This window comes from Chitinophaga flava, assembly GCF_003308995.1.
Lineage (GTDB): Bacteria > Bacteroidota > Bacteroidia > Chitinophagales > Chitinophagaceae > Chitinophaga > Chitinophaga flava.
In genome coordinates, this window is sequence record NZ_QFFJ01000001.1 from 3784439 (window position 1) to 3799501 (window position 15063).

Below are 15063 nucleotides of genomic sequence, written 5' to 3' on the forward strand. Positions count from 1 at the left end.
TATGCAAGACAATCTCCATAAAGAATTTAAACCCACCAGCTGGGCCATCGATAATAAGGTGAGCATCTATGTAGCCACCATTATCATCGCACTGGCGGGTATTCTTTCATATAACAGCCTGCCTAAGGAACAGTTTCCCGAAGTAGTGTTCCCGCAGTTCTTTATCAATACGGTGTATGCCGGTACTTCTCCGGAAGACATGGAAACACTGGTGACCAAAGTCATTGAGAAAGAGCTCAACGGTCTCTCCGGCGTAAAGAAGATCAAAAGCACTTCCATGCAGGACTTCTCCGCCATTATCATCGAATTTAATGCCAACGAAGATATCGAAGCTGCCCGCCAGCAAGTGAGGGAAAAAGTGGACGACGCCAAAAAAGACCTGCCTAAAGACCTGACCCAGGAACCGCAGATCATTAAAATGGATGTGTCCCAGATACCGATCATGAACGTAAACCTCTCCGGTGATTTCGACCTGCAAACACTCAAACGGTATGCAGATGATATGAAAGACCGCATCGAGGCACTCAATGAAATCACCCGTGTAGACCTGGTAGGGGAGCTGGAAAGAGAGATACAGATCAATGTCGATAAATATAAAATGGATGCCGCCAGAATTGGCTTTGAAGATATCATTGGCGCCATCCAGGGTGAAAATATCACTATCTCCGGCGGTCTGGTGTCTATGGACGGCCAGAAACGTACCCTCAGCGTAAAAGGTGAATACAAAGACCCTGCCCGCATTGGGAACATCATTGTCCGCGGACAGTCCGGCGCCACCGTTTACCTCAAAGACGTGGCCGATGTAGTGGACGGCTTCCTGGAACAGGAAAGCTACGCCCGTCTCGCCGGTAAAAATGTGATCACCCTCAACGTGATCAAACAGAGTGGTAAAAACCTGATCGACGCATCTGATAAGATACAGGCGATTAAAGCCGACATGGAAGCTCACTACTTTCCGAAAGGACTGAATGTGACTATCACGGCTGACCAGTCTAAATCAACCCGCGTTACCCTGCATGACCTGATCAATACTATTATCATCGGTTTCATCCTGGTAACCCTCATCCTCATGTTCTTCATGGGTGCGGTAAATGCTATTTTCGTGGCTCTCTCCGTGCCTATTTCCATGTTCATCGCCTTCCTGCTGATGCCGATGTATGGCTTCACCCTCAATATGATGGTGTTGTTCTCCTTCCTGCTGGCATTGGGTATTGTGGTGGATGATGCGATTGTGGTGATAGAAAACGTACACCGTATTTTTAATGAACGAAAAGACCTGGGTATAGTAAGAGCAGCCAAGATAGCGGCGGGAGAAGTGTTTCTGCCGGTATTGTCAGGAACCCTGACGGTGCTGGCGCCATTCGTACCGCTGTTATTCTGGCCAGGCGTGATCGGTAAGTTCATGTTCTTCCTGCCGGTAACCCTCATTACTACTCTGGGTGCTTCCCTGGTAGTGGCCTATATCATTAACCCTGTGTTTGCGGTCGACTTCATGGACCGGCACGAAGGGGAAGGTCATCCCAAACCTAAGTTTGACCGTAAGTTCAAAATACTCACCGGTATATTCGCCGCACTGGCGCTGATTGGTTATGCCAACGGCAGAGGAGTGGGCAACTTCGTGGTTTTTGCTTACCTCATGATCCTGCTGGAACGTTTCTGGCTGGGTAACGTGGCACGCCGCTTCCAGAATGAATTCTGGCCCAAAGTACAGGAACGTTACAAACAGGTATTGAAATGGTGTCTGGTGGGCTGGCGTCCGATATGGATCCTGGTAGCGACCTTCGCCCTGCTGATATTCAGCATTGTCCTTACCGGTATCCGCAATCCCAAAGTGGTATTCTTCCCACAGGCAGATCCCAACTTTATCTATGCTTACATAGAGCTGCCCAACGGTACCGGTCAGAAATACACAGATTCTATCACCAGTATTGTAGAACAGCGTATTACAAAAGTGGTGGGTCCTAACAATCCGATCGTGGAGTCTATCATCTCCAATGTAGCCAAAGGTGCCGGAGATCCTTCCCAGATGGACATGAGCACCCAGCCGCAGAAAGGCAAGGTGACCGTCGCTTTCGTGGAATTTGGCGCCAGAAACGGACAATCTACGGTACAATATCTCGAGAAAATCCGTAATGCCGTAAAAGGTATACCCGGTACCAATATTACTGTGGAACAGGAACAAGGTGGTCCTCCTACCGGTAAACCAATCAATATCGAAATCTCCGGTGATAACTTCGATGAGCTGACCAATTCTTCGTTCAGACTTAAACGTTATCTCGACTCCCTGCATATTGACGGCGTGGAAGAGCTGAAGAGCGACTTTGAGGCCAATAAACCTGAAATAGTTGTCAGCATTGACCGTGAAAGAGCTAACAATGAAGGTATCTCTACGCGTCAGATTGGTGGCGCCCTGCGTACTGCTCTCTTCGGGTTCGAAGCCTCCAAGATCAGAGATGCTAAAGATGAGTATAAGATCATGGTAAGATTACGCGAAGATCAGCGTAATAATATCAATAACCTGATGAACCTCAACCTGGTATACAGGGATATGAATATGGGCGGAGCTGTTCGTCAGGTGCCGCTGTCGGCTGTGGCAGACGTTCACTATTCCAATACTTATGCGGGTATCAAACGTAAAGACCAGAAAAGGGTTATCACTTTGTACTCCAACGTATTGACCGGCTTTAATGCCAATGAGGTGGTGCAGCATATTCAGGCTGCGCTGACCAACTTCGGTCATCCTAACTCTGTGACAATCAAGATGACCGGTGAGCAGGAAGATCAGATGGAGACGATGAACTTCCTTATGATGGCCATGCTGGGTGCTTTTGGGCTGATTCTGATGATCATGGTGACGCAGTTTAACTCCATTGGTCGCCCGCTGGTAATTTTTATGGAAATTCTTTTCAGTATCATAGGGGTATTCCTTGGCTTCAGCATCTTTAAGATGGATATCTCCATTGTAATGACCGGTGTGGGTATTATGGCACTGGCAGGTATCGTGGTGCGTAATGGTATAGTATTGGTGGAGTTTACAGACCTGCTGATAATGCAGAATATGCCGGTATATGAAGCGGTGGTGGAAGCGGGCAAAACCCGTATGACACCGGTACTGCTGACAGCTATTGCGGCGATCCTGGGGCTGATTCCGCTGGCAGTGGGGCTTAACATTGACTTTGCCACCCTGTTCAGTAATTTCAATCCTCATATCTTCTTCGGAGGTGATAACGTGGCATTCTGGGGCCCGCTGGCATGGACGATGGTGTACGGATTGATTTTTGCGACCTTCCTCACCCTGATCCTGGTACCTGTGACGTACGCCATGAACAAACGTTCCATTGATGTACTCGACAGATATGGCATGCCAAGGTCACTGAAGTACGTGCCATTCCTGGTGCTGATATTAAAATTATTTATGAAGAAGGAAGAGGTGAAGAAGCTGCATGATCCTAAGTATCTGTCGCCCAAGCCTTACAACTTCTTCCCGTCTCCTGAAAAAGAGCAGCAGGAAGAGTTGCTCCGGAAAAATTCCAAGAAAGTAGACGGAGTATCAGTGAATTAGACTCGATAAGTACATTTTTTAGTAATACAGTGTAACAGTTGTAGGTTAACAGTCTCCGTCCTGATTCTTCAGGACGGATTTTTTTTTGTATATTGTGGATGAAACCATATTTTTAGGTTATTAACAAATTTTAACAATCGGGATGGTGGGCAATTCGATAGCTATTGTTACTTTTGACCCTCAGAGCGTTCACGTTACTAGCTATATACCTTATATACCATTAAATCATTGGAATTAAACTTTGACATAAACGATCTGTTTTAAACAGTTATATAGGTTTGCCTGTTTTACTAAGATTATCAGTATAGAGAAGAAAAGACACAGGTATCACGGAAAGATACATTCAGCCATTAAAATATGAGGACTGGCAAAAGATTGGAAGACCATGGAGTACGTAGCAACCTTAGCATTTGCTAAAGAGCAGGACCGGCAGGATCCATTAAATAAATTCAGGGAGCAGTTTTATTTTCCCCAACGCAAAGGAAAGGACGCAATTTATTTATGTGGTAATTCACTCGGGTTACAGCCTAAAAATGTAAAAGCAGCCATAGAACAGGAATTGGCCGATTGGCAACAGTGTGCCGTAGAAGGATACTGGGGTGCCAAAAATCCATGGTTGTATTATCAGCAATATTGCAGCAGGCCTTTGACCAGTATTTTAGGGGCCAGCCAGCAGGAATTAACAGTGATGAACACACTTACTGTTAATCTTCACCTGATGATGTTAAGTTTTTACCGGCCAACCAAACAGCGGTTTAAAGTGTTAATGGAAGCAGGGGCTTTCCCAAGCGACCAATACGCAGTGGAAACGCAGGTCAGATATCATGGTTTTGACCCGGAAACAGCCATCATCGAGGTCTCACCCAGAAGTGGTGAACATTTGATAAGAATAGAAGATATTTTAGAGATAATTAATAGAGAAAGTGATAGTTTAGCATTAGTTTTATTAGGAGGGATTAATTATTATACCGGACAATATTTTGATATACCCGCTATTACAGCAGCAGCACACGCTGCAGGCGCTTATGCCGGTTTCGATCTGGCACATGTAGCAGGAAATATTCCGGTACAGTTGCACAATTGGGATGTAGATTTTGCCGTTTGGTGTTCATATAAATACCTGAATGGTGGTCCCGGCGCAGTAGGAGGCGCTTTTGTGCATGAAAAATATGCCAGCGACCGCGGATTTCTCCGCCTGGGTGGCTGGTGGGGCAACGAAGAGAGTGCACGTTTTAAAATGGAAAAAGGGTTTGTGCCTAAAAAAGAAGCCGAAGGATGGCAACACAGCACCGCACAGGTATTTAACATGGTTAGCCTGAAAGCCTCCCTCGAACTATTTGAAGCAGCCGGTATCGGCGCTTTACGAGACAAAAGCCAGAAAATGACCAGTTATCTGGAGTTTTTGCTGCAGCAGTTGAAAGGCATTAATTTTGAAATTATTACACCTAAAAATTGTAATGAACGTGGCGCACAACTATCTTTGCTGTTCCTAGAAAAAGGAAAAGAGGTACATCAGCAAATGACAGATGCCGGTATAATCGTTGACTGGAGAGAACCCGGAGTCATCAGGGTTTCACCGGCGCCGATGTATAACTCTTATCAGGATGTGTTTCATTTTTATGAAATCATAGCAAATATTGCTTCAAACGCTTAATTAAGTAAGATGAATTTTGAGAGAAACGAACGCCCCCGCAGGCCCTACTCTTCTGATACCAACAAAGAGAATGATCCCAACAAGGAGAGAGGTGACTTCAAACCCAACTTAAACAATGAGCGGGAGGGTGGAAAACCCGACTACAACAGTGGAGACTCAGAACGTCGTCCACGCACAGAGTACAATCGCGAAGGTGGGTATCGCCCGCGTACAGAGTACAACCGCGATGGCGGTTATAATCGTGAAGGTGGTGGCTATGACCGCGGTAGCGGTGGTGGTGGTTACGATCGCGGCGGTGGTTATGACCGCAGCGGTGGTGGTTACAACCGTGGCGGCGGCGGTGGATATGACCGTGGTGACCGTGGTGGTTACGATCGCGGCGACCGTGGTGGAGATCACAACAGCAGCGGCGGTGGTGGATACGATCGCAGTGGCGGTGGTGGATATGACCGTAGCGGCGGTGGTGGTGGATACGATCGCAGTGGCGGTGGTGGATACGACCGTAGTGGCGGTGGTGGTGGTTACGATCGCGGTGGCGGCGGCGGTGGATACAACCGTGGTGGCGGTGGTGGTGGCTACGATCGCGGTGGCGGTGGTGGTTACGATCGCGGCGGCGGCGGCGGTGGATACAACCGTGGCGGCGGTGGTGGTGGCTACGATCGCGGTGGCGGTGGTGGTTACAACCGTGGCGGCGGCGGCGGTGGTTACGATCGCGGCGGCGGCGGCGGTGGATACAACCGTGGCGGCGGTGGTGGATACAACCGCGGTGGCGGTGGTGGCTACGATCGCGGCGGCGGTGGCGGTGGCTACAAACAACAGCGCGGAAGGCCTCGTACCGAACCCAGACCTGACAATAAAATATACTTTATCGCACTGCTGCCTACCGCAGAAGTGGGTAAGGAAATCATCAAAATCAAACAGGAATTTGCAGAACAATATGGTCCAATGTATGCACTGAAAGTGCTGCCACATATCACCCTGCAGGTACCTTTTACCGCTGATCCGGCACTGGAAAAAGCCTTCTGCGATGAACTCACTGAGTTCGCCAAAACACAGGCTCCTTTCGAAGTGTCCCTGAAAGGATTCGGCACCTTCCCGAACAAACAAAATCGTGTACTGTTCATCAACGTGGAAAAAAGCGAGACTATGTCCGCTATGCACCGCCAACTGATCAACTTCCTGCGTAAGGAATTCGGATTCAGTACTATGCTGGCGCGTACAGGCTTTACGCCACACGTTACCGTGGCCTTCAAAGACCTCACCGATGATCAGTTCAACAAGTCATGGCCAGAATATGAAAACAAGGAATACGAGGCTACTTTCAAAGTAAACAACCTCTACTTCCTCCGTCATAACGGCAAATCCTGGGAAGTACTGCAAAAATGCAAACTGGGCGGCGCCTGATAAATGCCCGTCTTTAAATAACAAAAGGCCCCTGCTACAGCTGCAGGGGCCTTTATTTTGATGTATACTGCGAATTACCACAGTATAACAGTGTAGGATATACGAAAAAATTAAATCTTCCTTACTTTACCAGATCCCTTAATATCTGTTTCTACCCGCCCGGGATTGCCGGAATAAGTCACATTACCACTCCCATAGATACCAACATAAAGTTCATTTTTTACTTTAACCACATGATCGCCGGAACCTCTGATGGTAATATCAGCCTGCTGCGTATCCAGGCCCATGGCGCCAATATGTCCGCTGCCGTTGATATCACTTTTTAATGCCGCCGCATTACCTTTCAGTTCCAGGTTGCCGGAGCCATTGATTTCAGCATTCAGCTTCTGAACAGCCAGCGTCAGCGCAGCATCGGCACTGCCATCTATCTGGTAGGAAAATATGCCTGATTGTAAGGTATCCTTATTATCTAAATGTCCTGAACCGGCGAAGTTGATACTTTGATATTGCCGGCTGTGTACATACACCTGTATTGGCAGATGCCGCTGCAGGAAGACATGGTTCTTTAGCCGGATAAATAAAGTATTGCTCTGGGTACCTGTTTCAATAGCACTGATGATATTATCTTCCGCCTTGATCTCTACAGCTGCTGTGCTGTCCTGTATCAGGTGCACTTCAAACGGACCGGATATTTCCACCTCCGTAAAAGGGGAAGTGTTGCGGGTTTCAGCTACCACATGGCCGGAACCGGCAATGTGATCTCTTGTGCAACTGCTGAGAATAAGAGTGAATATTACCAGCATCAGCAGTAACCAGCTTACACTGAGACTGGTGTAGGTTATGATAGCTTGTTTCTTCATAAAAAATATGTTTAAGGGGCATCCACAAGAAATGACGGCTGAAGAAACAAATACCCCTACAGGTAACCCCAAAAAAATAAGCCGGCCGTACAGACGTACGGAACCGGCTTTTGATTAACCCCTATGAAAACCAACTATTGCTCTAAATAATATCTTTGAATATCTCAATCAGTAAACGTTTGCTGTTTTCTCATATTTGTATCAGTTGCAGGTTTAAGTGTCAGCTGATTGAGTGTTCTGATAAGAGTTTTGCAATTACGGTGCCATAATGGTTTCACATACAGGCCTTTAACAAATCTTTGGGAAGACATTAACAAAACAAAAAAAAGTCTTCCGGAATAACCGGAAGACTTTTAAAAGAAGTATTGACGGGGTAAAAACTACTTTCTGTTTAATTTGCTTAACAGACGCAGTATTTCGAGGTACAGCCATACCAGGGTCACCAGCAGGCCGAAAGAAGCGTACCACTCAAAATATTTGGGAGCACCTTGTGCAGCACCTTGCTCAATCATATCAAAATCGAGGATCAGGTTTAATGCGGCAATGCTTACCACTATCAGGGAGAAGCCAATACCAAACATTCCGCTGCTGTGGATCAGAGGCATATCGATATGGAACAAACGCAGCACCATTGCAATCAGGTAAAAGATACCAATACCCAGCGTAGCGGTCATTACAATGGATTTAAAGCGCTCTGTGGCTCTGATAACACCTGTGCGGTATAATACCAGCATGGCAATGAAAGTGCCGATAGTAAGCCCTACAGCCTGAATAACGATGCCTTGGTAACTTGCATTAAACATGGCGGAAATAGCACCAAGGAAAAGTCCTTCTGCCAGTGCATAGGCAGGGGCCAGATAACCGGACCATTCTTTTTTGAATATGATAACAAGCGCTATGATAAAGCCACCAATTGCACCACCGAATACCATCGGTAATACATTGGAGCTGCCTCTTAAAAATTCGCCATAGGAAAATACTGCCGCCGCCATCAGCATGATCAACAGAAAGGACATTTTGTTAACTGTACCACGAATAGTCATGGTAGCGCCTTCCGCATGAGCAGCCTTGTCGAAAATGCTTTCTTTTAATACAGGGTTGTTCGATTGAAACAGTGCCATAAAAAATAGTTTAAATTTAACGGGATAAAAATACAATTTGATTTGACATCCAGTTCCCGCTATGGATGAATTTGTATTAAAATTAGCATTTATTATTCAATAACCTAGGGTTATCAGCCATAACAAGAAGTAATACGAATCCCCTTTTTTGCTGGTAATAGTCTACTGAAGTTGTGTACTTTTGTAGGGAGGTGGATATGATTTTGCTCATATTTGGTGATAACACCTGCCGATTGCCTAAATTTACACCTTTGAAGAGAATACCTTATATCAAAGAATACTTTAAAAGAATAATTAATGCCTAATACTTCGATTCAACAACTGGATGACGTAGTGATAAAATTTGCAGGCGACAGTGGAGATGGGATGCAGTTGACCGGTAGCCAGTTTTCCAATAATACCGCTTTGATTGGGAATGACCTGAGTACTTTTCCGGACTTCCCGGCCGAAATACGGGCCCCGCAGGGTACCCTGGCAGGGGTGAGCGGATTCCAGCTTCATTTTTCTTCCAACAGGATATTTACCCCAGGAGATGCCTGCGATGTGCTGGTAGCCATGAACGCCGCCGCGCTGAAGGCTAATCTGAAAGGGCTCAAAAAGGGCGGTATCATCATTGCCAATACAGACGGCTTCGATAATAAAAACCTCCGGCTGGCCAACTACCCGGAAGGGGTGAACCCGCTGGAAGACGGCTCTCTCGTCAATTATCAGGTGCACACCATGGACGTGACCAAAATGACCAGGGAAGCACTGAAAGATACCAGTCTGGGTATGAAAGAGAAAGACCGCGCCAAAAACATGTTTGTGCTGGGCTTCCTCTATTGGTTGTATGACCGTAATATGGAGAATACCGAAACCTTCCTCCGGGATAAATTCGGTAAAAAACCGGAGATCCTGGAGAGCAACCTGCGGGTACTGCATGCCGGCTACAACTTTGCCGATACGGTAGAAGCTTTCACCACCCGTTACCGTGTGGAAAAAGCACGTATGGAACCAGGTACCTACCGCAGCATCACCGGTAATACCGCCCTGGCTTATGGCCTGGTGGCTGCCTCTCAGAAGGCTAACCTGCCGATGTTCCTGGGTACCTATCCCATTACACCGGCTTCTGATATCCTCCACGAACTGAGCCGTCTGAAGAACTTCGGTATCCGTACCTTCCAGGCGGAAGACGAAATTGCTGGTATTACCTCCGCTATTGGCGCCTCCTATGGTGGCCATATGGGTATAACCACTACCTCCGGTCCGGGTATGGCACTGAAAGGTGAAGCAATGGGTCTGGCAGTTATGCTGGAAATCCCCCTGCTGATTATTGATATTCAGCGTGGTGGTCCTTCTACTGGTCTTCCTACCAAAACAGAACAATCAGACCTCCTGCAGGCTTATTATGGCCGTAACGGTGAATGTCCGATGCCTATCATATCTGCGTCCACGCCGGCAGACTGCTTTGATGCTATCTTCGAAGCTTTCCGCATCTCCGTGCAGCATATGACCCCCGTTATCTTCCTGAGCGACGGCTACATCGCCAATGGTGCTGAACCCTGGCGTTTCCCGAAAAGTGCCGACCTCCCTGCCATTGAAGTGAAATTCAAAAAGCAGCTGGAAGAAGGAGAGGAACATTTCCTGCCTTACCATCGCGATGAAAACCTGGTACGTCCCTGGGCTGTGCCTGGTACACCAGGACTGGAACACCGCATCGGTGGCCTGGAAAAACAGAATATCACCGGTAACGTTAGCTACGATCCTGAAAACCACCAGCTTATGGTGAAAATCCGTCAGGAAAAAGTAGATAAAATCGCCGAGCATATTCCTTTACAGAAAATCGAAGTAGGTCCCGAAAAAGGTAAAGTACTGGTACTCGGTTGGGGATCCACCTTTGGCGCCATTAAAAGCGCAGTGCTCGATCTGCTGGCTGAAGGTCACCAGGTGGCACACGCTCATATCCGCCATATGCGCCCCTTCCCTAAGAACCTGGGCGAAATCCTCCACAGCTACGATAAAGTACTGATCCCGGAAATCAACAACGGTCAACTGATCAAGATTATTCGCGACCAATACCTGATCGATGCACAGGGATACCACAAAATCATGGGTGTGCCCATCACTAAAAGTGAGCTCGTCACTCGTATTAAGGAAATGTTATAATTAGTTTTCTGATTTTAATATTTGGTTATTTGAAATGCAATAAAGCGGTTAACAAACACCGTCTTTAATTGCATTTCAAATAATTAGGTAACTAGCCCCACCCCAGTCCCCCAAATCCTGCCAATACCCCAACCTACTGCCTGTTCAAATCCTCCGGATTTTTTGTATTTTCATTAAGAGGACTATTACAGCTAACTCCTCCTGATGTATTTATTTTTTGGGTTTAAGTTTCTTATTATGAAATACCTTTTTCGCGTATTGTTAAGCATTGCTATTGTGGCTGTATTGTACCTTCAGACACAGGCCCAGACAACCACTTTTGAGGTCCGGGTTGCCAATCATGCTGTAGGGACACTGGAAGCACATCGTAAGGTAAGTGGCAGTGCCAAAAGCATCACTATTAAAACACGTGTCCAGACATTTCTGGCCAGGGTTAATACGGACATCTTCAATGAGTACAACAACAATGTGCTCACACTTGCCAAATCCTCCCGGGTAGCGGGTAAAAACGGAGAAGATAAGGAAACTACCACACGTCGTAACGGTAACGACTATACGATTGTGTTAAACGGTGAAAAATCTGTGATGGATAATACAGAGATTGATCACTGTGTGGCAGACCTTTATTTTACAGAACCTAAACAGCTGTCCCGTATCTTCTCAGAAGCCCTGGGACGCTTTCTCACCATCCGTTCACTGGGAGGTGGTCAATATGAGCTGGTGTTGCCGGAAGGGAAGAAAAATATCTACAAATACATGAATGGGGTGCTGGTGGAAGTAGAGGTCAACCACACCTTTGGGAGAGCGGTGCTGGTAAGAAACAGCTGACGAATTTTCTGATTTGGATATTTAGTTATTTAGATGTTTAGTGATTACCCTAAATATCTAAATAACTAAATATCTAAATAAATCAGGAGACTGTTTTTTCAATGATCTGTCCTGTTTCCTTGTCTTTCAGGATCAGTTTTTTAGCCCCGAAATGGGTCATCTCTTCCTTCACAAGATAGTATTGGTCATTGTAGTCATTGAGTGTCTGGGCTTTGGTAACACCTTCCTGGCCACGCCATATTTCCAGGTGTACCGGTTCCCACTTTTTGGATGCAGCGCTTTTATAGGCGGCATCGAGGATGGCATTCACCACATAACCATCATAGAAGGTTTCATGCGGAGCAGTGCCACTTTCCATCGCGTTAAACATATCCGTGAACATGTGATTGTATCCCAGTTCATTCAGCTCGTCGCCTACCGGAAACAGCCAGCCTGAATTGCTTTCAGCTTTCTCCGCCACATAGTCGGCGCCCTTACCGGTAGTGAACATATCGAAGCCGGTACGCAGGAAGTTATTGAGCCAGATAGTACCTTCCGTGCCCATCACTTCATCACGGAGGTCCAGGCCACCACGGAATGTCCAGCTTACTTCAAACTGGCCGATAGCGCCGTTTTCGTATTTCACCAGCCCGATGGCATGATCTTCTGCGTCGATTGGTTTTACTTGTGTGTCTGCCCAGCACATGACTTCTACCGGTCTGATGTCTTTCCCGATAAAGCTACGGCCTATCTCCACGCAATGACAGCCCAGATCGAGGATACAGCCACCACCGGCCTGTTCCTTGTCCCAAAACCATTCGCTGTGCGGGCCGGGGTGAGTTTCTCTCGACTTGGCCCAGAGTATACGGCCTAAAGCGCCGGCTTTCACGCTCTGCAGCGCTTTAAGGAACTTGGGTGTATATACCAGGTCTTCCAGGTAACCGTGGAAGATACCGGCTTTTTCCACCGCTTCCAGCATCCTTTTGGCTTCCTGGGCATTACGGCCCAGCGGTTTGGTACAGATCACCGCCTTTTTATGCTTGCAACAGAGCAGCACAGCAGCTTCGTGCAGGTTGTTGGGAAGCGATATACAAACTACTTCTACCTCCGGACGGGCAATTGCTTCTTCCATATCCACCGTCCAGTGTGCCACGTCATAGTCGGCAGCAAACTTTTTCGCGCTCTCTTCCCGGCGGGAATAGATACTCACGATTTTATCCCTGCTTCTTTGTCCCTGCAGGGAATCAGCATAAAAGCGCCCGATAAAGCCCGAGCCAAGCATTGCGATCTTTGCCATAGTACAAGTATTGGGTTATTGGATTTCCGTATTGATGGAATGCTATGGGAGAAAACAACAAAGACGCACAGCAATGAAGTGTTTTTCCTGCCAGGCGTCTTTGTTGCTATGGTTTATGCGAGAATATTATGCTTTGGCCGGTGTTGCTACTTGTTCCGGTTTATCCTGGAACAGGAGCAGGAATAATACCAGTACTGCCGCGGCAATAGCAGCAGGAATCAGCCAGATGGCGTGCCAGTTGTGGCCTTCGCCGGTTTTATATGCCTCCACAATAGGACCGGAGATCAGGAACCCGATCAGCATGCCCACACCATAGGTGGCCAGGGTTACAAAGCCCTGTGCAGAGCTTTTGAACTCTTCCCCTGCCAGTTTATCGGTATAGATCTGACCGGTAACGAAGAAGAAGTCGTAGCAGATACCATGCAACACGATACCAGCGATGAGCATCCAGTAGTTGGAGTCCACATTACCGTATGCAAAGAGCACGTAACGCAGTACCCAGGCGAGCATGCCGAGTGCCAGCATTTTTTTAACGCCCAGCCTTACAAAGAAGAGTGGCATTACCAGCATGAAGAAAACTTCAGACACCTGGCCGAGGGACTGTTTACCAGCGGCGGCAGTCATACCGATTTCGTTCAGGTACGGATTGGTGAAATTGTAATAGAAAGCCAGTGGGATGCAGATAGCAATGGAAGCAATGAAAAACAGCAGATAAGAACGGTTTTTCAACATCCGGATAGCATCCAGGCCCAGAATTTCCTTTACAGAGATCTGGGTACCTTTCTTTAACGGTGGCGTTTTAGGCAGTGTAAAGCTGAAAAGTCCCAGCACCAAAGAGGCGCCTGCAGCCATCTTGAAAGTGAGGTCCAGGGTGTTGTTTTTCTCCCAGTTGAGCCATCCGATCAGCAAACCGGCCACGATCCAGCCAGCGGTACCAAATACCCTGATAGAGGAGAAGTCTTTGCTGGGGTCGCTCATCTGCCGGAAGGAGATGGAATTTACCAGTGCAAGCGTAGGCATGTATAGCACCATGTACAACAGCAGGATAGGATAGAAGCTGTCGAAGCTGGTCATACCGGAGCAGGTCCATAATAAGGCGGCTCCAGCCAGGTGAATAGCACCCAGTATTACCTGGGCGGAAATAAAACGGTCCGCAATAATTCCTACAATAAATGGTGCGATCACAGCACCGATAGATTGTGTGAGGAAGGCAACGCTCACCTGGTTGGCGTTAGTGTCCTGCAGATTTTTTAATACGAATGTCCCAAGTGTCACAAACCATGCTCCCCAGATAAAGAACTCCAGGAACATCATGAATGACAATTGTACTCTTACGGCTGATTTCATAACGGATTTTTAGCTTTATAGAATTGAGTCTTAATGAACTGCTTAAGATAGCAAATTATTGTAAATCGTTTCGAAATTTATGATAGAAGAAAAAAACGGAACGGGTGTCTGTAGTTTAGGCCAGTAGCTTCCTTCCGGGCATTACCGCGATAGCAGACCCCTGAGCCAGCAGGGCCGAAAGAGGGGCTTGTTGCAGGATAGGGCCGAAGGCGGCGCCGTATAGTTCGGCGGAGTTGCACTGGTAGTCGTAATGTTGTACCGGATGGATGTCCCATTGCGGATGTGTAACCTGATATTCGCCGGTGGTGCGGTCATTGAGCCGGGTATAACCCCAGTAATGTTCGGTGATAAAGGCGGCTTCACTGCCAGGAGTAAGTGGCAGGGCTGTTTCGGTAGCTGTAGCGCTGAGGTAATTGGGCTGGCCGTTTGTTTCCCATTCATAGGTGACCCGGAGGATGTTGTTGCCGGGATATTCCCATTGGTGGCGCATGCGGTGGGTCGCATAGTTTTCCCGGTACAGGGTATTGGCTACGAAGGTGATCAGGTGTTTAGGTACCAGTTCTTTGATAAACACTACGCCGCGTTTCCATTGCCCCTGATCTTTATAGCGTACATAAAAGCGGAGGTTTACTTCTTCGAAGGTACGGTGACCGGGGAACGAGATCCCTTTTACGCGGGTATCTTCAAACAGGAAGCCTACCAGGCTTACATAATGAGTATTGTTCCAGGTATCGGGTTCAGTATGTGCGGGGAGGTAAGGCTGTAAGGTGGCGGCATCTGCGGCAAAATTCAGCATCAGCAGATTTCGCCAGTTGGCAGTCAGGAATGGGCGCATGCAGGTAGATATTAGGATACCAATATACGCC

General features: G+C 47.4%; 10 protein-coding genes. 5 read left to right on the forward strand and 5 right to left on the reverse strand.

Annotated features, from left to right (window positions below):
- The first annotated feature begins 1 nt into the window (after position 1).
- From DF182_RS15385 to DF182_RS32765, 3 genes are all read left to right on the forward strand, one after another.
- Positions 2-3562, forward strand: a complete 3561-nt coding sequence (locus tag DF182_RS15385; RefSeq protein ID WP_113616460.1) for an efflux RND transporter permease subunit — start codon at positions 2-4, stop codon at positions 3560-3562.
- A gap of 385 nt (positions 3563-3947) precedes the next feature.
- Positions 3948-5216, forward strand: coding sequence for a kynureninase (kynU, locus tag DF182_RS15390; RefSeq protein WP_113616461.1), 1269 nt, complete (start codon positions 3948-3950; stop codon positions 5214-5216).
- A gap of 9 nt (positions 5217-5225) precedes the next feature.
- Positions 5226-6620 (forward strand): 2'-5' RNA ligase family protein, encoded by a 1395-nt coding sequence (locus DF182_RS32765; RefSeq protein ID WP_262511087.1) that lies wholly within the window; start codon positions 5226-5228, stop codon positions 6618-6620.
- 110 nt (positions 6621-6730) lie between these two features.
- Here the strand turns inward: DF182_RS32765 and DF182_RS15400 are convergent, their stop codons facing one another.
- Positions 6731-7480, reverse strand: a complete 750-nt coding sequence (locus DF182_RS15400; RefSeq protein ID WP_113616462.1) for a head GIN domain-containing protein — start codon at positions 7478-7480, stop codon at positions 6731-6733.
- 380 nt (positions 7481-7860) lie between these two features.
- On the reverse strand, positions 7861-8601 hold the full coding sequence (locus DF182_RS15405) for a Bax inhibitor-1/YccA family protein (protein ID WP_113616463.1): 741 nt from the start codon (positions 8599-8601) through the stop codon (positions 7861-7863).
- Positions 8602-8898: 297 nt separating this feature from the next.
- On the opposite strand from DF182_RS15405, the gene DF182_RS15410 reads away from it, so the two are divergent.
- Both DF182_RS15410 and DF182_RS15415 read left to right on the forward strand, forming a co-directional pair.
- On the forward strand, positions 8899-10746 hold the full coding sequence (locus DF182_RS15410) for a 2-oxoacid:acceptor oxidoreductase subunit alpha (RefSeq protein WP_113616464.1): 1848 nt from the start codon (positions 8899-8901) through the stop codon (positions 10744-10746).
- A 237-nt stretch (positions 10747-10983) separates the two neighbouring features.
- Positions 10984-11574 (forward strand): DUF6134 family protein, encoded by a 591-nt coding sequence (locus tag DF182_RS15415; protein WP_147243444.1) that lies wholly within the window; start codon positions 10984-10986, stop codon positions 11572-11574.
- Between the two features lie 82 nt (positions 11575-11656).
- On the opposite strand, the gene DF182_RS15420 is transcribed toward DF182_RS15415, so the two are convergent.
- The 3 genes from DF182_RS15420 to DF182_RS15430 all read right to left on the reverse strand — a co-directional run bounded on the left by DF182_RS15420 (position 11657) and on the right by DF182_RS15430 (position 15032).
- Entirely contained in the window at positions 11657-12850 is a 1194-nt protein-coding gene (locus tag DF182_RS15420) for a Gfo/Idh/MocA family protein (RefSeq protein ID WP_113616466.1), read from the reverse strand.
- 126 nt (positions 12851-12976) lie between these two features.
- Positions 12977-14197, reverse strand: coding sequence for a nucleoside permease (locus tag DF182_RS15425; protein WP_113616467.1), 1221 nt, complete (start codon positions 14195-14197; stop codon positions 12977-12979).
- Between the two features lie 115 nt (positions 14198-14312).
- Positions 14313-15032: a YqjF family protein gene (locus tag DF182_RS15430; protein ID WP_113616468.1), complete on the reverse strand. Its 720-nt coding sequence runs from the start codon at positions 15030-15032 to the stop codon at positions 14313-14315.
- Positions 15033-15063 lie beyond the last annotated feature (31 nt).

Excerpts from the sequence above, each read along its gene's own strand:
- DF182_RS15385 (WP_113616460.1), top strand. The coding sequence starts at position 2 with ATGCAAGACAATCTCCATAAAGAATTTAAACCCACCAGCTGGGCCATC.
- kynU (WP_113616461.1), top strand. The coding sequence starts at position 3,948 with ATGGAGTACGTAGCAACCTTAGCATTTGCTAAAGAGCAGGACCGGCAG.
- DF182_RS32765 (WP_262511087.1), top strand. The coding sequence starts at position 5,226 with ATGAATTTTGAGAGAAACGAACGCCCCCGCAGGCCCTACTCTTCTGAT.
- DF182_RS15400 (WP_113616462.1), bottom strand. The coding sequence starts at position 7,480 with ATGAAGAAACAAGCTATCATAACCTACACCAGTCTCAGTGTAAGCTGG.
- DF182_RS15405 (WP_113616463.1), bottom strand. The coding sequence starts at position 8,601 with ATGGCACTGTTTCAATCGAACAACCCTGTATTAAAAGAAAGCATTTTC.
- DF182_RS15410 (WP_113616464.1), top strand. The coding sequence starts at position 8,899 with ATGCCTAATACTTCGATTCAACAACTGGATGACGTAGTGATAAAATTT.
- DF182_RS15415 (WP_147243444.1), top strand. The coding sequence starts at position 10,984 with ATGAAATACCTTTTTCGCGTATTGTTAAGCATTGCTATTGTGGCTGTA.
- DF182_RS15420 (WP_113616466.1), bottom strand. The coding sequence starts at position 12,850 with ATGGCAAAGATCGCAATGCTTGGCTCGGGCTTTATCGGGCGCTTTTAT.
- DF182_RS15425 (WP_113616467.1), bottom strand. The coding sequence starts at position 14,197 with ATGAAATCAGCCGTAAGAGTACAATTGTCATTCATGATGTTCCTGGAG.
- DF182_RS15430 (WP_113616468.1), bottom strand. The coding sequence starts at position 15,032 with ATGCGCCCATTCCTGACTGCCAACTGGCGAAATCTGCTGATGCTGAAT.